The organism is Streptomyces reniochalinae (assembly GCF_003323735.1).
In the GTDB taxonomy this organism is placed as follows: Bacteria; Actinomycetota; Actinomycetes; order Streptomycetales; family Streptomycetaceae; genus Streptomyces; species Streptomyces reniochalinae.
Genome location: NZ_QOIM01000042.1, coordinates 605,906 through 619,455, shown reverse-complemented (window position 1 = coordinate 619,455; position 13,550 = coordinate 605,906). Strand labels below are relative to the sequence as shown.

Sequence of the window (13,550 nt, the reverse complement as noted above, 5' to 3'; positions counted from 1 at the left end):
CCCCTCCGCCCAGCCCACCCTCCCCTTGAGGTGCCCAATGACCTGCCCCGAACCCACCTGGGCCAGCATCCGTTCCTCCGAGCAACTGGCCGACACTCCCGCCGTCCGCCGGGGCGAGCGCTGGTGGCTGGTCGCCCCCAGCGGCGCCACCCCAGCCGACGAGCCCGCGCTCACCCGTGAACTCGACTCCCTGGCAGCCGACATGAACGCCGCGAACCGGGCCGTCGCCCACCTCGGCATCGACGAGCCCGACCAGGGGCTGGAGTGACGCCGCTGCTGCAAGCGGAGCAGGCCGTCCTGGGCGCGGTGCTGCTGGAGCCACGCCAGCTCGGCCGCCTGTCCGGATGGCTGCGCCCCGAACACTTCTACCGGCCCGCGCACTCCGCCATCTACGCCGCCATGCTCACCCTCCGCACCGGCGGCCACCCGGCGACGAAGCTCGCGCCCGACGCGCCGGTCCCCCTGGCCTGGCTCAACGACATACGCGAGGAGGCGAGTACCCGCACGCGCGGCGTCACCACCGGCTACGTCCACTCGCTGGCCTCCGCCTGTCCGCGTCCCGCGCACGCGCCGGTCTACGGACGGATGGTGCTGGAGGGCGCCATCCACCGCAGCGTCACCCAGCACGCCGTCCGCCTGCGCCAGGCCGCCCGCGCCGATACCGCCCGCGGCAGCGGCGTGGACGAGACCCTGCACCGCGCGCAGGTCCTGCACGACGTACTCGACGACCTCAGCCGCCGCTGGGGCTTCGAACCCCGGCCCGTCGAGCCGAACACCGCCGTCGCCGGGCCGACGGCCACGACTCCAGGGCAGGTTGCCGAGCGGGTGCTGGCCGACGAGGAGTTCCTCCTCGGCGCGCTCACCGCCCACCCCGAGCAGTTCGCCCAGGTGGCCGACTGGCTCCGCCCCGGTGACTTCGCCGACCCCGGCCACCGGCAGGTCTACCGGGCACTCGGTGCGTTGGGGCACCGGGGCGAGCCGGTGGATGAGCTGACGGTGCTGTGGGAGTGCCAGCGCCGAGGCGCCCTCACCGACGGCTCCCTCGATGCCGAGCGCGTGCGCCGCATCTGCCACGTCCCTGTCGCGGGCTCGGCCGAGCACTTCGGCGAGCAGGTCCTCGACTCCTCCCTCCTGCGCACCGCCGCCACCTCCGCACGACAGGTCCAAGCCCTGGCCGACGACGAATCCCTCGCGCCCGGCCAGCTCATCAGCCAGGCCCGGCACGCCCTCGTCCCGCTCGACGAGGTCCGCCGACGACGGGACGGTCCCGGGCCGGAGGAGGCGGCGACGAAACCGTCGGGTGTACCCCCTCCGGCCCGTACCGCCGCCGCACGGGCCCGCAGCCCCACGCCCCGCGCCGAGAACAAGCCGCCACCGAGCGCGACCGCGTCTGCACCCACCGCCGCAGCCCGACGTTCCCGAAGGAATTCCCCATGACAGACCCAGCCGAGCGCATCGAGACGGAACAGGCACAGCTCCTCCTCATGGCGGAGAGGGCTGAACGGCTCCGTGCGGGCGTCACCGTGCCCTCCTCTCCGACAGATCAGCCGGATCTGGCCGGGGCCTCCAAGCAACTGGCGTCCCTCACCGGTCTGGTGCGGGACCTGTCCGACGAAGTCCTCTTCCGCTCCGCCGAGGCCGGGCCACGTACCGACCACGACCGCGTCATGAGCGCGTACACGGACGCGGCACAGCAGGCGGGCGAAGCGGTGGCCAACTACAGCACCGCATACGCCGAACTGGGGTTCCAGCATCGCTACCGTGGCCAGGGCGCGGGCCCCGATCTGCGCGATGCACGCGAGCATTCGTTCGCGTGCATCCAGGACCGCCTCGACTGGACCCGCGACAGCCTCGCCGACGGCGCCACCCGCCTGCGGCCAGTCGCCGAGGACCTCGGCGGCACACCGGCCCGGACCCAGGCTTCGCGCTGCCGTACGACGCAGATGATCTCCGGTCCGCACGCACAGGCCGTCGCCCCCGCACCGCCTCACCACGCCCGCACGCGCGCGCCGGGACGCACACGGTGATGCCCTCCCGACTCCGAGCAGGTGCGCTTCCGCTGAGAACCACCCGCTCCGTCTTCCCCGAAACCTCAACGCACTGGCAGGAGCATCTTCATGAACGACCGTCCCCAGGCCGAGACCGAACGGCAAAACGCACTGCGCCGAGCAGCCGACTTCGACCGCCAGCGCGATCAACTCAGGATCGACCACGCCCAGGACGGCCTCCCTGCCTTGACAGCCGCCGTACGCCACCTGGACCGCCTCACCGCTCTCCTGCACAGCGTGTCGGCCGAAATCCTGCGACGGGATACCGACCGCGCTTCCGACCCCCATCTGGCATCGTCCCTGCGCGCCTACGCCGAAACCGCCGAGCAAGCCGGCCGGGCCGTAGGCCACTACAGCACCGCCGTGGGGGAACTCGGATTTCTCCACGGTGTCGCCGCCCGTCAAGAGACCCAGGTTCTGCGGGACGCCCGCGAGACCGCCATCGCCGTGGTCCGGGAGAACGCAGGCCAGAGCGCCAACAGCCTCGATGCGGCGAGCACTCGCCTGCACAACGAGGCTGCCCGCCTGAAGGAGACGGACGCCCAGTCCGTCTCCCGTGCAGCCCGCACCCGTTCCACGCACGCGGACCACGCCCGAGGCCAGGCTCCGGCCGAGGTAGAAACACATGCGGAAGCCCCCGCACAGCAGCCTTCGCATGCACCCGGGGCCGTACGTGGACGATGACCCGACGACGGGCGAGCGTGGCCCACTGATCGGGAGCCTGTGTTCCGGCTACGGCGGCCTGGACCTGGGCGTCCAGGCCGCCCTCGGCGGCACCCTCGCCTGGCACGCCGAGACCGACCCCGGCGCCAGCCGCATCCTGGCCCGCCACTGGCCCAGCGTGCCCAACCTCGGCGACATCGCCACCGTCAACTGGGCGGAAGCGCCGGAGGCGTGCGTCCTGACGGCGGGTTTCCCCTGCCAAAGACGTCTCGATCGCCGGACCCCGTACCGGCCTGCTGGAAGGAAACCGCTCAGGGCTGTGGCACCACGTGGTACGTGCCATCGACGCCCTCGACCCCTGCCTGGTGGTGATCGAAAACGTACGGGGACTCCTCACCTCCCCCGCCGCTACCGCTGGCGACCTGGAACCGTGCCCGTGGTGTCTGGGAGACGGCACAGGCCGGCCTGCTGTGCGGGCACTCGGTGCCGTACTCGGCTCCCTGGCCGACCTCCGGCGTGATGCGCGCTGGTGCGTGCTACGCGCCTCCGACGTCGGCGCACCGCACCGAAGGGAACGGCTCTTCCTGGCCGCCTGGCGACGAGAGCCCGTTGCTGAAGACGCCGACCAGCAACATCGCTTCCAACGGCGGCAGCCAGCACCCGTCGAAACGGAAACAGGGTGGGCACGGTCCGAATCTGGCCGACGAGATCGAGTGGCTGCTGCCGACCCCGAAGGCATCCGACGGCATCAAGGGCTCACCCCGTCAGCGCCATGGCAACGGCGACCTGACGCTCCCCTCGGCGGCGGCGCAACTGAACAGCCAGGCCACCACTGGTCGCGTCCAGGCGAAGTCCCCTCCCGTCCTCTTCGACGTCTCGACGCTGGCGAAGAAGGCCCCCGGGAGTGGGGGCGGTACGGCGACGCCATCGCCCGATGGGAGAGGTTCACCCGCCCGGCACCGGCGCCGACCGACGACGCGGGCCGCCTCTCACCGCGGTTCGTGGAATGGATGCAGGGCCTCGAAGACGGCTGGGTGACCACCACCCCCGGCCTCGGACGCCCGGCCCAACTTACGGCGCTGGGTAACGGTGTCGTGCCGCAGCAGGCCGCGAGGGCGATAGGGATCCTCGATCCGCCCACGGTCGCCTGCCGCCACCGCTCCTGCGGTTGAGCCACCCCTCTACACCCGGTTCCCCGGCCGAGCCAAACCCTCCCTTCTCCGGATCCTCGACACCCCCAACACCCGAGCAGGAAAGGGGATGTCGATGTCGGAGTCCGCCGACGAGAACGAGCCGGTACGGATACCGGATCACAACCTGGATGACCTCGTCTCCACGGTCAGTGGTCTGGTCGCCGAGGCTCGCAAGCAGGGCGAGACCCTCGCCCGTCTCACCGACGAGCGGCCGTCGCAGGACGGCGAAGAGGACGAGCCCGGCCGGGGAACCAGTGGCGCTCCAAGCAGGAAAAGCGACGGGGAAGATCCTGCTTCCGTCTTCATTCTGGCGCTAGCAGGCACCTCGTACGCGCAGGAGTTGGCGGCGCTGAAGGTGTGGGTGGAGGACCTGCTGCTGCCGGTCTACGGACGCGAGATCACCTCCACCCGCCCATGGTGCCCGCAGTGGACCGAGCACCCCGAGGCGGTTGCCCGTCTGCACGCGCTGTGGCTGGCCTGGCAGCAGTTCACCGACACCGAGGCCGGGCTCACCGGGCCCTCCCTGTGGCACCGCGACCACCTCGACCCCGGGCTAATGCAACTGCGGGCGCCAGACGGCCCGTTCGGCGCGTGCACCACCAGCCCATCCCGCCCGAACCACCGGCTGCTGGCCCCCCCGGACCCGTCGGCGTACGAGGCGGCGGCGTGACGGGCCCGGACTACCGCATCGACGGCTTCGCGCCCGCCTCCGCCCTCGTCGAGGACGACTTCCACGCCGCGACGCTCTCCGACGACATGTACACCGAGCTGGCCTCGCACCACACCAAGCGCAACACCTTCCTGCTGCTCTACGACAGCACTGCCGTCTGGGACGTCCCCGGTACGGCCGAGTACGTCGGAATGCGCGTCCAGCGCGATCTGTTCGAGGGCACCTTCACCTTCGAACACATCCGGCAGCCCACCGTGCCGATCACGCAGAACTGGCTCATCTCCCGTGGCTGTCCACCTGACGCGATCGAGCTGAGCGCCCCGCCCGGTCCGCGCCCGGCTGACGGGCTCACCTCCCGGCTGGAGGACATGCTGCGCGCCAATCCGGACGGCCGGTACACGCTGCTGGACCACCACACGCACAACCCCAGCAGCTTCAACGAGGGCATCGAGGTCAGCGCCCTCGTCCACGACGGCCACCCCGGCTCGACCGAGCGGCCCTACCGGCTCTTCCTGGAAGAGACCACGCCATCCCTCGACACGTACACCGTGCGCGAGGGCGCGTTCACCAACCCCGAGGCGGTCGACGCCTGGTTGCGGGACCGGGACACGCCACTGCCGATGGCCCCGGCGCCCGCACACCATCCCGTCGACCGGCGTGCCACTGCCGCCCTCACCCGGACCACAACCAACGCCATGGCCAGCACGCAGCCGCCCCTGCCGGGGATCACTGCGGTGCCCGGCACGGTTCAGGCCCGTTCCAGGGGGCTCTCGTGAGCGCCCGCTACGCCTTCGCCGCCCACCCCGAAGCTCTCGCCGATCTGCGCGATGCACCGGAGAAGATCCGCGACCTGGCGCTGCTCGAACTCCAGCACCTGGTCCACGGCAACGAACGCGGCGCCCCGCTCCAGCGGGAGTTGGCGGGCTGCCACAAGGTCTACGTCGACCCGCAGACACGGTGGCGGATGGTCATCCAGTACCGCGACGCCCCCGCCTCCTGCCAGCACAACCGGGAGATCTGCCTGCTGGCCGTCGGCGAACGGCAGGACCACGCCGCCTACAACGCCGCAGCCCGGCGCCTGGCACGCGAACACCAACACACGGATGGCGACCCGCATGCCCGACGGGCACGGGCCGCCCGCGCCCGCTCCACCCACGCCCCACTCGGCCGCACCGAACCTGCCGCACCGGCCCCGGATTCCTCAACGCCGCAGCAGCGTCCGCGGCACGTGCGCTGACCAACTCCTCGGAAACGGAACGCTTTTCATGCCTGATCAGCCAGAGAACGAGCACTGGCGCGAGTACCGAGTCACCCCGCGCTACCTCGCCGGATCCGGCGGCTTCGGAGATCCTGCCTTCGCACCGGTCAGCCACTGGCCCCGCCACGACCCTGACGACGACAATCTCTGCCAACTTCTGCACACCAGCCCGGACGGCCGCATCCGCCTCGGCTGGTTCGGCGACGACTACGACCCCGTCAAAGTCACCGCAGCCGAGGACGCGGTCGGCCCCGCTCGGTGGACGGCCCGCTTCAATCAGAACTTCCCGCCGGAGATCACCGCCGGTTTCACCAGTGCGCTGGCCCAGGACTGGGAACCGGACGGGGAACGCTTCCTCGCGCGGCCGTCGATCTACTGGGCCGACAGCGTCGAGCCTCTGCTCGACGCGGGGTGGGAGCGGCTGCGGGCCTCCGAGCCCGGCACGGTGGAACTGCGGGCGCCCGACCGGCAGGCCGGGGCCTGGATCGACACCCGCGACCACGGCCGAGAGGACGAGACCGTGGTGCTGTGGGCCGGGCCGAGGGGATACCTCACCCGCGCCGAGGCGACCTTCACCTCCGACACCCCCAGCCACCTCATCGCCGCCACCGCCGCCGCGCTGAACGACGCCACGCCCGTCGTTCGTGAGCGGCACATGATCCACCGGGACGTCGAGCACCTCGTCCGCCTCGAACCGGTCAGCGCCCGTGCCCAGCCGCGTACGGGCGCTCCCACCCCGCTGGATGCCAAGCACGCGGCCGTCTCCGCCGCCCTCCACCGCGCCTCGCACAGCGAGCCCGGCGCCAGGCGTGCCCAGGCCGCGCGTATCCGCACGACGCACCCCCGGCCCCGGCCGAGCGCGACACCCGCCGCCCCGGCGGCCCGCGCCGACGCCTTCGCCGCCTCGCGGACGGCTGCCCGCCCGCGGCGCTGAACCCTTCTGGAGAACCACCATGCACGCCCCCACTCCCCGCGCCGCCCCCGCGAACCGGATCCACCACGCCGTCGGCGTGCTCGCGCCGTTGTGGACTTCCTGGACATTGGAGACCCTCCGCGAACGCGGGCCGCTGCGCGCCCCTCAACTCGCCTCCGCCACGCCGTGGCTGAACACAGCCACCCTTCACCAGGTCCTGCTGCGCATGCGCACCAGCGACCTGCTCGCCAAGCCCGAACGCGGCTGCTACGCGGCCTCGCCCCTGGGCCAGGACACACGTCCCGTCCGCCACACCCTCGCCTCCTGGCACGCACGGCACTTCGAGGTGGGCGCTACCGCCTGGAGGCAGCCCGACCGCGTCGAGGACGCGCTGACCCGGCTGCGCGGCAAGGGCACCCTCGACGTACTCACCACACTGGAAGAAAACGGCCCTCTCCGGCCGGGCGCGTTGCGCGAGGCCACGGGGCTGGCGACCGGGTCCTTCCACTACCGCACCCAGCAGCTCCTCGACGATGGCCTCGTCACGCGCCTCGGCCCCGACCAGCGCTCCGCATACACCCTGACGCCCGCCGCACGAGGGCTCGCGCCGGTGTACGCCGAGCTGCACGACTTCGGCCGCCGCACCCAGGCCAACGGCGCGGCAGGACAGGCCAACGAGCGCTCTGCCGTGGCGAGTCGGGCACACGCGGCCCGCCAGCACTCACCCAGCGCGCAGAGGGTGACCGGGCTGTTCTCGCATCCGGACCAGCCGCCGCCGCGCGTACCGGCCTACGTCACCGCGCTCTCCCACCCGGCCCGCAGGCGGTGAGCGGCGTGCCCAGCCACAGAAGACCTGCCCGCAACGGCGCCCGCCCTGGCCCCCTGCGGCCGGGCGCGGGCGCCCGTGCTCCCCCCGGATACTCCATGCCGCACCGCACCACCGTCAGCGGGGACGTGCTCGTCGCGCCCCGCTATCTCGCCGGGACCACCGGCACCGACCCCGCCGCGCCGCTCCTGGACGCCGCCCCAGGCTGGAGCCACACACTCGTCGGCCCCGACCACTACTACGCCAGCTCCTGCCAACGCCTCCGCGCCGCCCGGCGGAACGGCGAGTGGACCTTCACCTACGCCCAGGACCCGCTCGGTATACCGGACTGGTCGGCGCACTTCGACCGCACCACCCCCGACGAAGTCCTCGCCGCCTTCACCGAGCGGCTCACCGACGGCCTGGACAGCTACTTCGCCGACTACCTGTCCGGCGGGCCGCTCCACACCGGGCAGACCCCCGCCAGCGTCTTCGCCGAACACGGCTGGGAGCCCGTTCGCGGCACCCGGCCCTGGCGCACCCTCGCCCCCGACGAGCACGCCGCCTTCCACATCCGCACCGGCTACGTCGATGACCCCGAGGAGCTGCGTCACCGGGGCGCCGCCATCTGGAAGATCACCGCTGGCCCCGATCCGGTCAACCGGCCGACCTGGTCAGCGCACTTCACCGGCCACACCCCTCAGCCGCTGATGACCGCAGTCGCCCTGGCCGTGGCCGACCCCGAGCCCGCCCAGCGCCCGGCACATCGCGTCCCCGAGGCCCATCGCGATCTGGTCGGCCTGCGGCCCGCCGCGCACTCCGCACGCGCAGCGGCAGCTCAGGCCCGTGGCCGCTTCTCCGCAGCCACGCAGCCCACCCGTGAAAGTCCTCCGCCGTCCTCGGCCGCGCCCACGCCCTCGCCCTCGCCCTCGCGAACAGCCCGAACGCGCTGAGACCAACCCCCTCGCCCTGAACTGGAGTTACTCCATGCCCGAACCCCACCCCGACACCACCGTGCTCGTCTCGCCCGTCTACCTCGCCGGGGAGGGCTCCGCCGAGCCCGCGCTCCGCCCTCTCCTGGAGGCGGGCTTCCGGCAGGAGGACGACGCGCTCGGCAACGCCCGCCTCACCTCTCCCACACAACGCCACCGGGTCGACTACATGCCGCGCGGGCTCACCCAGGTCCAGTGGCGCATCAGCGAAGGGCCCGACCGCTACACCCCGCCCATCTGGCAGGCCGCGTTCACCGACAACACGCCGCCGGAGGTCGTCGCCGCCTTCACCACGGCCCTCGCCCAGGATGAGAGCCCGTGGCCGGGCGGCCGTCGGCCCCGGGCCGATGATGTGCTGCGTCCTCTGGCCGAGGCTGGCTGGCGCCGCCGGGAGAACGAATGGGAGATCGACTTCACCTCCCCTGATCACCTGGCAACGGTCAGCTACGACACCACGCCCGGCCATCCTCTCGATTCCGGCTACGAGCCCTGGCTCATCTCCGGGGCACGCAACCTCGGCCACGGCCACGACTGGTACGCCGCCTTCACCACCCACACCCCGACCCGCCTCGTCACCGCCGTCGCCACACGGCTGAGCAGCCCCGAGCCGGTCCCGCGCACCACCACCGAAACCCTGCACCCCGAGGCGACCGTCACCCACAGTGCCGTGCGCTCATCCACGCCCACCGATGCCTCTCGGGCCTTGGCCGCCCGCAGCTGTACGCGCGCCACCACAGGGGGCTCGCAACCCCAGCCGAGCCCGATGCCGGTTCACAAGGCCAACCAGGCGGCCAGCGCCCGGCCGCGCCACCGAAGGTGACGTCCCTGCCGTCCGAAGCGGTCACCCGTATCCGGGGGTGTCACCCGCGGACGGGTCTGGCGGTCGGGGGCAGCCGAGGACCTGGGCGAGTTCCTCGACCGTCACCTCGATCCGTCCGCCCCGCGCCGCCCGAGCCCGTCCCACCGACGCCGCCTCGGCACCATCAAAGCTCTCGCCGAACCGACGCCGCTCATCCGCATCCACGCGCCCCCTCCTTCTTCATCAGGTCGCCCCCGCTCAGCCCGCGGGGGCGACCGATTCATTCCCAAACGAGGAGTCCATCCGCACCTTCCCGGGCCGAGTTCGCCTGCGGCAGACACCAACCCGGCCCACGGACTGGAATGACGGCCCGATTCCAAGTCAACGTACGGACGGCTCGAAAACCCGCAGGTCAACGAAGGGATTCCCCGTGACGTCCAACACTCTTACACCCGCTCGCCCCGACTCCACCGACCGCGAGTGGCTGCTCGAATGCCACTGCGCCGACCCCGTCCTGCGGCTGCTGGACAACTGCGACTGGACCACGGTCGACGCCCCCCAGGCCAACGTCTACTGCGCCAGCCCCGACCGCCGCGTCTTCGTCGGGTTCCTGCCCGAGAGCCCGGAGGCGGCCTTCGGCGAACTGTGGCACATCAGCGTCCACGGACCCGACGGCCGCCGCGCCTGGAGCACCACCTTCGACCACGACGTCCCCGCCCACGCCGTCGCCGGATTCCTCGCCGCGCTCATCGCCTACCCCGACCGGTACTGCGAGTGCATCTGACGCCCACGGCACGGCCAGCCCACTCTTACAGCCCACACCACGGAGGCCTCGTGTCCCGCACACTCACAGTCGGGCAACTGATCCACCAGTTGCAGACCCTCGACCACGACCAGCCGGTCTTCCTCGCCATCAACCCCGACTGGCCCTTCGCCCACCGCATCAGCAAGGTCCTCACCGTGCCCGACGGGCCCGCCACCATTGTCTACATCGCGGAGAACGGCCAAGAGGGATACCTCCCCCCGGCCGTACGCACCGAACTGGCCTGGTCCTGAACTTGCCCCGAGGGCCCGTGACGCGACTCATCCCGCCGCGTCACGGGCCCTCGGCGGCACCGGCAACTTCGTAGACGAACAAGGAGGTCCCGTGAGCGGCATGCTCGGCAAAACGGTCCCCGGGCACGGACGACCCTGCGTCCGCGCAGGCCAAGGCTGCACCTGCTACTACTACCCGGACGAGAACGGCACCCGTACGCGCTCCGGGGCACAAAAGCACAGGCGGCGTATCGCCCGCCGCCGCGAACAACGCTTCTGGCGAACCGACTTCGATGCCCCGGAGCGCGCGTGACCACCGCTCGACATCCTCGTACACCGGAGCCGGAACCGGGGGCGGAGAACTGCCCGTTGCTGGCCGACGTCGCCCCACACCCCACGCCCGCATGGGCGCGGGGCGCGCTCATGACGCACGTCCCCGCCGCTGTGGGGGCGTCGGTGCCGGTTTCCTGGTCGCGCCACGGAACCAAGATTCCTGATGGCGCCGTTCTGCTGAGCTGGCGCTCGACATCCAACGGCGCCACGGACGTCTCCGCCCAACTCGGCCTCGCCAGCGGCGAGGTCACGCTGGCCCTCTGGCCGAACCTCTGCGGCAACTGGGTACGCATCGTCCACCCCACCCTGCACGAAGTCCTTGGCCTGCACGCTGCGATGTCGCTGGCGAAGGACGCGCTGCGACTCGCCAACCACCTGCTCGACGCACGCTGATCAGCGCCCGGCCCTCGCGACAACCCAGGTCAGCAGCAGACGCGGAGATAGTCCTGGAGGTCGGTGAGGGCGGCGGAGACACCTTCCTTGTCGCTGCGGTAGAGGACGACTTTGCCGATGCGGCGGGAGGTGAGGATGCCGCCCCGGCGGAGGAGAACGAGTTGCTGAGAGGCGGTGGGCTGGCCGATTCCGGCCTGCTCGGCGACCTCGTTGACGGAGAGTTCGGCGCCCCGGGCGAACAGGAGCATCACCCGCTGACGAGTCGGATTGGCGAGGGCCTTGAGGAAGTCGTGGGTGGCCGTACGCAGCTCCGGTACCTGGTCAGCGCTGTCGGGCCGAGTGTCTCCTGCTGCCATCTCGCTCTCCCGTCTCTGCGCTCATCTCTGATTGGAGCCTAGCCCCCCGTCTTCATATTGCTATTTTGAGATACGTCAATACACTGAGGTCATGCTGAACACGAGACGTCCTGTGATCGTCGTCGGCGGCGGCCAGTCCGGCCTTGCCGCCGCCCACGCACTACGCGCGGCACGCCTGCCTTCCCTCGTCCTGGAGGCCGCCGAGGAAGCGGTGGGCTCCTGGTCGCACTACTACGACAGCCTGGCCCTCTTCTCCCCGGCGCGGTTCTCCACGCTGCCTGGAGCGCGGTTCCCAGGGAACGGGGAGCAATATCCGCGGCGGGATGAGGTCGTGGAGTACCTGCGGTCGTACGCACAGCGGTTCGACGCCGTCGTGCGCTACGGACAGCGGGTGAAGGCGGTGACGATGGCGCCCGACGGCGGGTTCGCATTACGGGCAGAGAGCGGCACGGAGTACGAAGCGTCGGCGGTGATCGCGGCGAACGGGTACTTCGGGAACCCCTACCGGCCCGAGTTGCCAGGACTCCGGGAGTTCGCGGGCACGGTGCTCCACGCGTGCGAGTACCGGGCACCGAAGGCGTTCGAGGGGCAGCGCGTGGTGGTGGTCGGGGGCGGGAACTCGGCGATGCAGATCGCCGCCGATCTCGCTGGGGTGGCGCGGGTGACTCTGGCCAGCCGGGCGCCGCTGCGGTGGCAGGCACAACGGATCGCGGGGCGGGATCTGCATTGGTGGCTGACACGGACGGGGATCGACTCCGCGCCGATCGGGCGGTGGCTGGGCGGCAAGTCGATGCCGATCATCGACGACGGGCGGTATCGCGCGGCGCTGGAGTCCGGCAACCCTGACCACCGCAAGATCTTCAACCGGCTCCACGAGAACAGCGTCGAGTGGCAGGACGGAACGCGCGAGAACCTCGACACGGTCGTCCTGGCCACCGGCTACCGACCCGACATGCGCTACCTGGCCGAGACAGGCGCACTGGACACCAAGGGCATCCCGTTGCAGCGGGCCGGGCTCTCCACGGCCGTGCGAGGGCTGGGCTATGTGGGACTGGAGTACCAGCGCACCAACGCCTCCGCGTCGGTGCGTGGAGTGGGCCGGGACGCGGCGTACGTCGTCAGGAAGCTGCACCGTCGAGGCCGATGAGCGCCACGGGAGAAGCCACCGCGGACACCAGAGCACCGGCCTGGGGCGGTCACTTCGTGGCCCCCGAGGCTTGCGGGGCGATCTCGCTGATCAGCGTCTCGATGAGGGTCTTGATCTCGTCGCGGATGGGCCGTACTGCTTCGACTCCCTCTCCGGCCGGGTCGTCGAGCTTCCAGTCGAGGTAACGCTTGCCGGGGAAGACGGGGCAGGCGTCGCCGCACCCCATGGTCACGCATACGTCGGACGCCCGGACCGCGTCGGCGGTCAGCACCTTGGGGGTCTCGGTGGCGACGTCGATGCCGACCTCGCGCATCGCCTCGACCACGGCGGGGTTGACCGTGTCCGCCGGAGCCGAGCCCGCGGAACGGACCTCGACGCGGTCTCCGGCGAGGTGGGTGAGCCAGGCGGCGGCCATCTGGGAGCGGCCGGCGTTGTGGACGCAGACGAACAGGACGGAGGGCTTGTCGGGCATGGCGTCTCTTTCGCTACGGATACCTGCGGGCCACGCACTGACGCTGATATCAGCACCCGCTGGCATCACTCCTTGGTGATGTGAGAGTATCAGTGCATGATGATGTCAGCCAAGACTGAGGCGATTCCGGCGCCGGAGGGTGCGGACCTGATCCGGGTGATCGCGGACCCGCTGCGGTACGAGATCGTGACGCTGCTCGCCCGCGAGACCCTGTGCACCACACACCTGGTGGAGGAGACCGGCGCACGGCAGACCAACCTCTCCAACCACCTGCGGGTGCTGCGTGAGGCGGGGGTCGTGGAGACCGAGCCGTGCGGCCGGTTCACGTACTACAGGCTCCGTCCCGAGGTGCTGACCTCGCTCGCCGGAGCCTTCACCGAGCTGGCCGAGACCGCGCGCACCACCGTCGCCACCGACCGGAAGAGGCCCTGCCCGTGAGTAAGACGGAACCCACCACGGACACCAGGGCCGAC

21 protein-coding genes and 2 pseudogenes are annotated in these 13,550 nt (G+C 71.3%); 20 read left to right on the top strand and 3 right to left on the bottom strand.

All coding sequences use genetic code 11. The features are described 5' to 3' along the window. Nucleotides 1-37 precede the first annotated feature (37 nt). The 14 genes and pseudogenes from DQ392_RS28215 to DQ392_RS28160 all read left to right on the top strand — a co-directional run bounded on the left by DQ392_RS28215 (nt 38) and on the right by DQ392_RS28160 (nt 9,362). Nucleotides 38-268, top strand: coding sequence for a hypothetical protein (locus DQ392_RS28215; RefSeq protein ID WP_114018481.1), 231 nt, complete (start codon nt 38-40; stop codon nt 266-268). Next, the gene (locus tag DQ392_RS28210; RefSeq protein ID WP_114018480.1) at nt 265-1,437 is read left to right on the top strand and encodes a DnaB-like helicase N-terminal domain-containing protein; all 1,173 of its coding nucleotides are present in this window, start codon (nt 265-267) and stop codon (nt 1,435-1,437) included. Before DQ392_RS28215 ends, DQ392_RS28210 begins: the two co-directional genes overlap by 4 nt. Beyond that, nucleotides 1,434-2,027: a hypothetical protein gene (locus tag DQ392_RS28205; RefSeq protein ID WP_114018479.1), complete on the top strand. Its 594-nt coding sequence runs from the start codon at nt 1,434-1,436 to the stop codon at nt 2,025-2,027. The genes DQ392_RS28210 and DQ392_RS28205 overlap by 4 nt, the downstream gene beginning before the upstream one ends. Before the next feature lie 90 nt (nt 2,028-2,117). Then, nucleotides 2,118-2,732, top strand: coding sequence for a hypothetical protein (locus DQ392_RS28200; RefSeq protein ID WP_114018478.1), 615 nt, complete (start codon nt 2,118-2,120; stop codon nt 2,730-2,732). After that, a pseudogene (locus DQ392_RS36315) lies at nt 2,674-2,913 on the top strand (hypothetical protein); the annotation flags it as partial. The gene DQ392_RS28200 and the pseudogene DQ392_RS36315, both read left to right, overlap by 59 nt. Nucleotides 2,914-2,983: 70 nt before the next feature. After that, nucleotides 2,984-3,301 (top strand): annotated as a pseudogene (locus DQ392_RS36310) (DNA cytosine methyltransferase); the annotation flags it as partial. Nucleotides 3,302-3,721: 420 nt separating this feature from the next. After that, nucleotides 3,722-3,883, top strand: a complete 162-nt coding sequence (locus DQ392_RS35525) for a hypothetical protein (protein ID WP_245982043.1) — start codon at nt 3,722-3,724, stop codon at nt 3,881-3,883. A 94-nt stretch (nt 3,884-3,977) separates the two neighbouring features. Further along, nucleotides 3,978-4,574, top strand: a complete 597-nt coding sequence (locus DQ392_RS28190) for a DUF4913 domain-containing protein (RefSeq protein ID WP_114018672.1) — start codon at nt 3,978-3,980, stop codon at nt 4,572-4,574. After that, nucleotides 4,571-5,350, top strand: coding sequence for a hypothetical protein (locus DQ392_RS28185; RefSeq protein ID WP_114018477.1), 780 nt, complete (start codon nt 4,571-4,573; stop codon nt 5,348-5,350). The genes DQ392_RS28190 and DQ392_RS28185 overlap by 4 nt, the downstream gene beginning before the upstream one ends. Beyond that, on the top strand, nt 5,347-5,811 hold the full coding sequence (locus DQ392_RS28180; RefSeq protein WP_114018476.1) for a hypothetical protein: 465 nt from the start codon (nt 5,347-5,349) through the stop codon (nt 5,809-5,811). The genes DQ392_RS28185 and DQ392_RS28180 overlap by 4 nt, the downstream gene beginning before the upstream one ends. A 28-nt stretch (nt 5,812-5,839) precedes the next feature. Beyond that, nucleotides 5,840-6,766, top strand: a complete 927-nt coding sequence (locus DQ392_RS28175; protein WP_114018475.1) for an SPDY domain-containing protein — start codon at nt 5,840-5,842, stop codon at nt 6,764-6,766. Nucleotides 6,767-6,785: 19 nt separating this feature from the next. Further along, nucleotides 6,786-7,574 (top strand): winged helix-turn-helix transcriptional regulator, encoded by a 789-nt coding sequence (locus tag DQ392_RS28170; RefSeq protein WP_114018474.1) that lies wholly within the window; start codon nt 6,786-6,788, stop codon nt 7,572-7,574. Nucleotides 7,575-7,669: 95 nt separating this feature from the next. Beyond that, nucleotides 7,670-8,503, top strand: coding sequence for an SPDY domain-containing protein (locus DQ392_RS28165; protein ID WP_114018473.1), 834 nt, complete (start codon nt 7,670-7,672; stop codon nt 8,501-8,503). Nucleotides 8,504-8,537: 34 nt separating this feature from the next. Continuing rightward, complete coding sequence (locus DQ392_RS28160) at nt 8,538-9,362, top strand: SPDY domain-containing protein (RefSeq protein WP_114018472.1); 825 nt, start codon at nt 8,538-8,540, stop codon at nt 9,360-9,362. A gap of 21 nt (nt 9,363-9,383) precedes the next feature. On the opposite strand, the gene DQ392_RS34160 is transcribed toward DQ392_RS28160, so the two are convergent. Continuing rightward, nucleotides 9,384-9,566, bottom strand: coding sequence for a hypothetical protein (locus DQ392_RS34160; protein WP_147266585.1), 183 nt, complete (start codon nt 9,564-9,566; stop codon nt 9,384-9,386). 205 nt (nt 9,567-9,771) lie between these two features. On the opposite strand from DQ392_RS34160, the gene DQ392_RS28155 reads away from it, so the two are divergent. The 4 genes from DQ392_RS28155 to DQ392_RS28145 all read left to right on the top strand — a co-directional run bounded on the left by DQ392_RS28155 (nt 9,772) and on the right by DQ392_RS28145 (nt 11,102). Continuing rightward, entirely contained in the window at nt 9,772-10,125 is a 354-nt protein-coding gene (locus tag DQ392_RS28155) for an SPDY domain-containing protein (RefSeq protein WP_114018471.1), read from the top strand. Between the two features lie 50 nt (nt 10,126-10,175). Continuing rightward, complete coding sequence (locus DQ392_RS28150) at nt 10,176-10,397, top strand: hypothetical protein (protein ID WP_114018470.1); 222 nt, start codon at nt 10,176-10,178, stop codon at nt 10,395-10,397. A 91-nt stretch (nt 10,398-10,488) separates the two neighbouring features. Further along, nucleotides 10,489-10,689 (top strand): hypothetical protein, encoded by a 201-nt coding sequence (locus tag DQ392_RS34155; RefSeq protein WP_147266584.1) that lies wholly within the window; start codon nt 10,489-10,491, stop codon nt 10,687-10,689. A gap of 110 nt (nt 10,690-10,799) precedes the next feature. After that, entirely contained in the window at nt 10,800-11,102 is a 303-nt protein-coding gene (locus tag DQ392_RS28145) for an esterase (protein WP_147266583.1), read from the top strand. 29 nt (nt 11,103-11,131) lie between these two features. On the opposite strand, the gene DQ392_RS28140 is transcribed toward DQ392_RS28145, so the two are convergent. After that, on the bottom strand, nt 11,132-11,458 hold the full coding sequence (locus DQ392_RS28140) for an ArsR/SmtB family transcription factor (protein WP_114018468.1): 327 nt from the start codon (nt 11,456-11,458) through the stop codon (nt 11,132-11,134). 91 nt (nt 11,459-11,549) lie between these two features. Between DQ392_RS28140 and DQ392_RS28135 the strand changes: the two genes are divergently transcribed. Then, nucleotides 11,550-12,605: a flavin-containing monooxygenase gene (locus DQ392_RS28135; protein WP_114018467.1), complete on the top strand. Its 1,056-nt coding sequence runs from the start codon at nt 11,550-11,552 to the stop codon at nt 12,603-12,605. 49 nt (nt 12,606-12,654) lie between these two features. On the opposite strand, the gene DQ392_RS28130 is transcribed toward DQ392_RS28135, so the two are convergent. Beyond that, complete coding sequence (locus tag DQ392_RS28130; RefSeq protein WP_114018466.1) at nt 12,655-13,077, bottom strand: arsenate reductase ArsC; 423 nt, start codon at nt 13,075-13,077, stop codon at nt 12,655-12,657. 96 nt (nt 13,078-13,173) lie between these two features. Here DQ392_RS28130 and DQ392_RS28125 point away from each other — a divergent pair, with 96 nt between their 5' ends. Then, entirely contained in the window at nt 13,174-13,515 is a 342-nt protein-coding gene (locus DQ392_RS28125) for an ArsR/SmtB family transcription factor (protein ID WP_425470618.1), read from the top strand. Nucleotides 13,516-13,550: the final 35 nt, after the last annotated feature.

Bases quoted from the DNA above. Each gene is read 5' to 3' on its own strand.
- DQ392_RS28145 (WP_147266583.1), top strand. From the start codon at position 10,800: ATGACGCACGTCCCCGCCGCTGTGGGGGCGTCGGTGCCGGTTTCCTGG.
- DQ392_RS28130 (WP_114018466.1), bottom strand. From the start codon at position 13,077: ATGCCCGACAAGCCCTCCGTCCTGTTCGTCTGCGTCCACAACGCCGGC.
- DQ392_RS28160 (WP_114018472.1), top strand. From the start codon at position 8,538: ATGCCCGAACCCCACCCCGACACCACCGTGCTCGTCTCGCCCGTCTAC.
- DQ392_RS28170 (WP_114018474.1), top strand. From the start codon at position 6,786: ATGCACGCCCCCACTCCCCGCGCCGCCCCCGCGAACCGGATCCACCAC.
- DQ392_RS35525 (WP_245982043.1), top strand. From the start codon at position 3,722: ATGCAGGGCCTCGAAGACGGCTGGGTGACCACCACCCCCGGCCTCGGA.
- DQ392_RS28215 (WP_114018481.1), top strand. From the start codon at position 38: ATGACCTGCCCCGAACCCACCTGGGCCAGCATCCGTTCCTCCGAGCAA.
- DQ392_RS28205 (WP_114018479.1), top strand. From the start codon at position 1,434: ATGACAGACCCAGCCGAGCGCATCGAGACGGAACAGGCACAGCTCCTC.
- DQ392_RS28190 (WP_114018672.1), top strand. From the start codon at position 3,978: ATGTCGGAGTCCGCCGACGAGAACGAGCCGGTACGGATACCGGATCAC.
- DQ392_RS28200 (WP_114018478.1), top strand. From the start codon at position 2,118: ATGAACGACCGTCCCCAGGCCGAGACCGAACGGCAAAACGCACTGCGC.
- DQ392_RS28175 (WP_114018475.1), top strand. From the start codon at position 5,840: ATGCCTGATCAGCCAGAGAACGAGCACTGGCGCGAGTACCGAGTCACC.
- DQ392_RS28135 (WP_114018467.1), top strand. From the start codon at position 11,550: ATGCTGAACACGAGACGTCCTGTGATCGTCGTCGGCGGCGGCCAGTCC.
- DQ392_RS28165 (WP_114018473.1), top strand. From the start codon at position 7,670: ATGCCGCACCGCACCACCGTCAGCGGGGACGTGCTCGTCGCGCCCCGC.
- DQ392_RS28140 (WP_114018468.1), bottom strand. From the start codon at position 11,458: ATGGCAGCAGGAGACACTCGGCCCGACAGCGCTGACCAGGTACCGGAG.
- DQ392_RS28125 (WP_425470618.1), top strand. From the start codon at position 13,174: ATGATGATGTCAGCCAAGACTGAGGCGATTCCGGCGCCGGAGGGTGCG.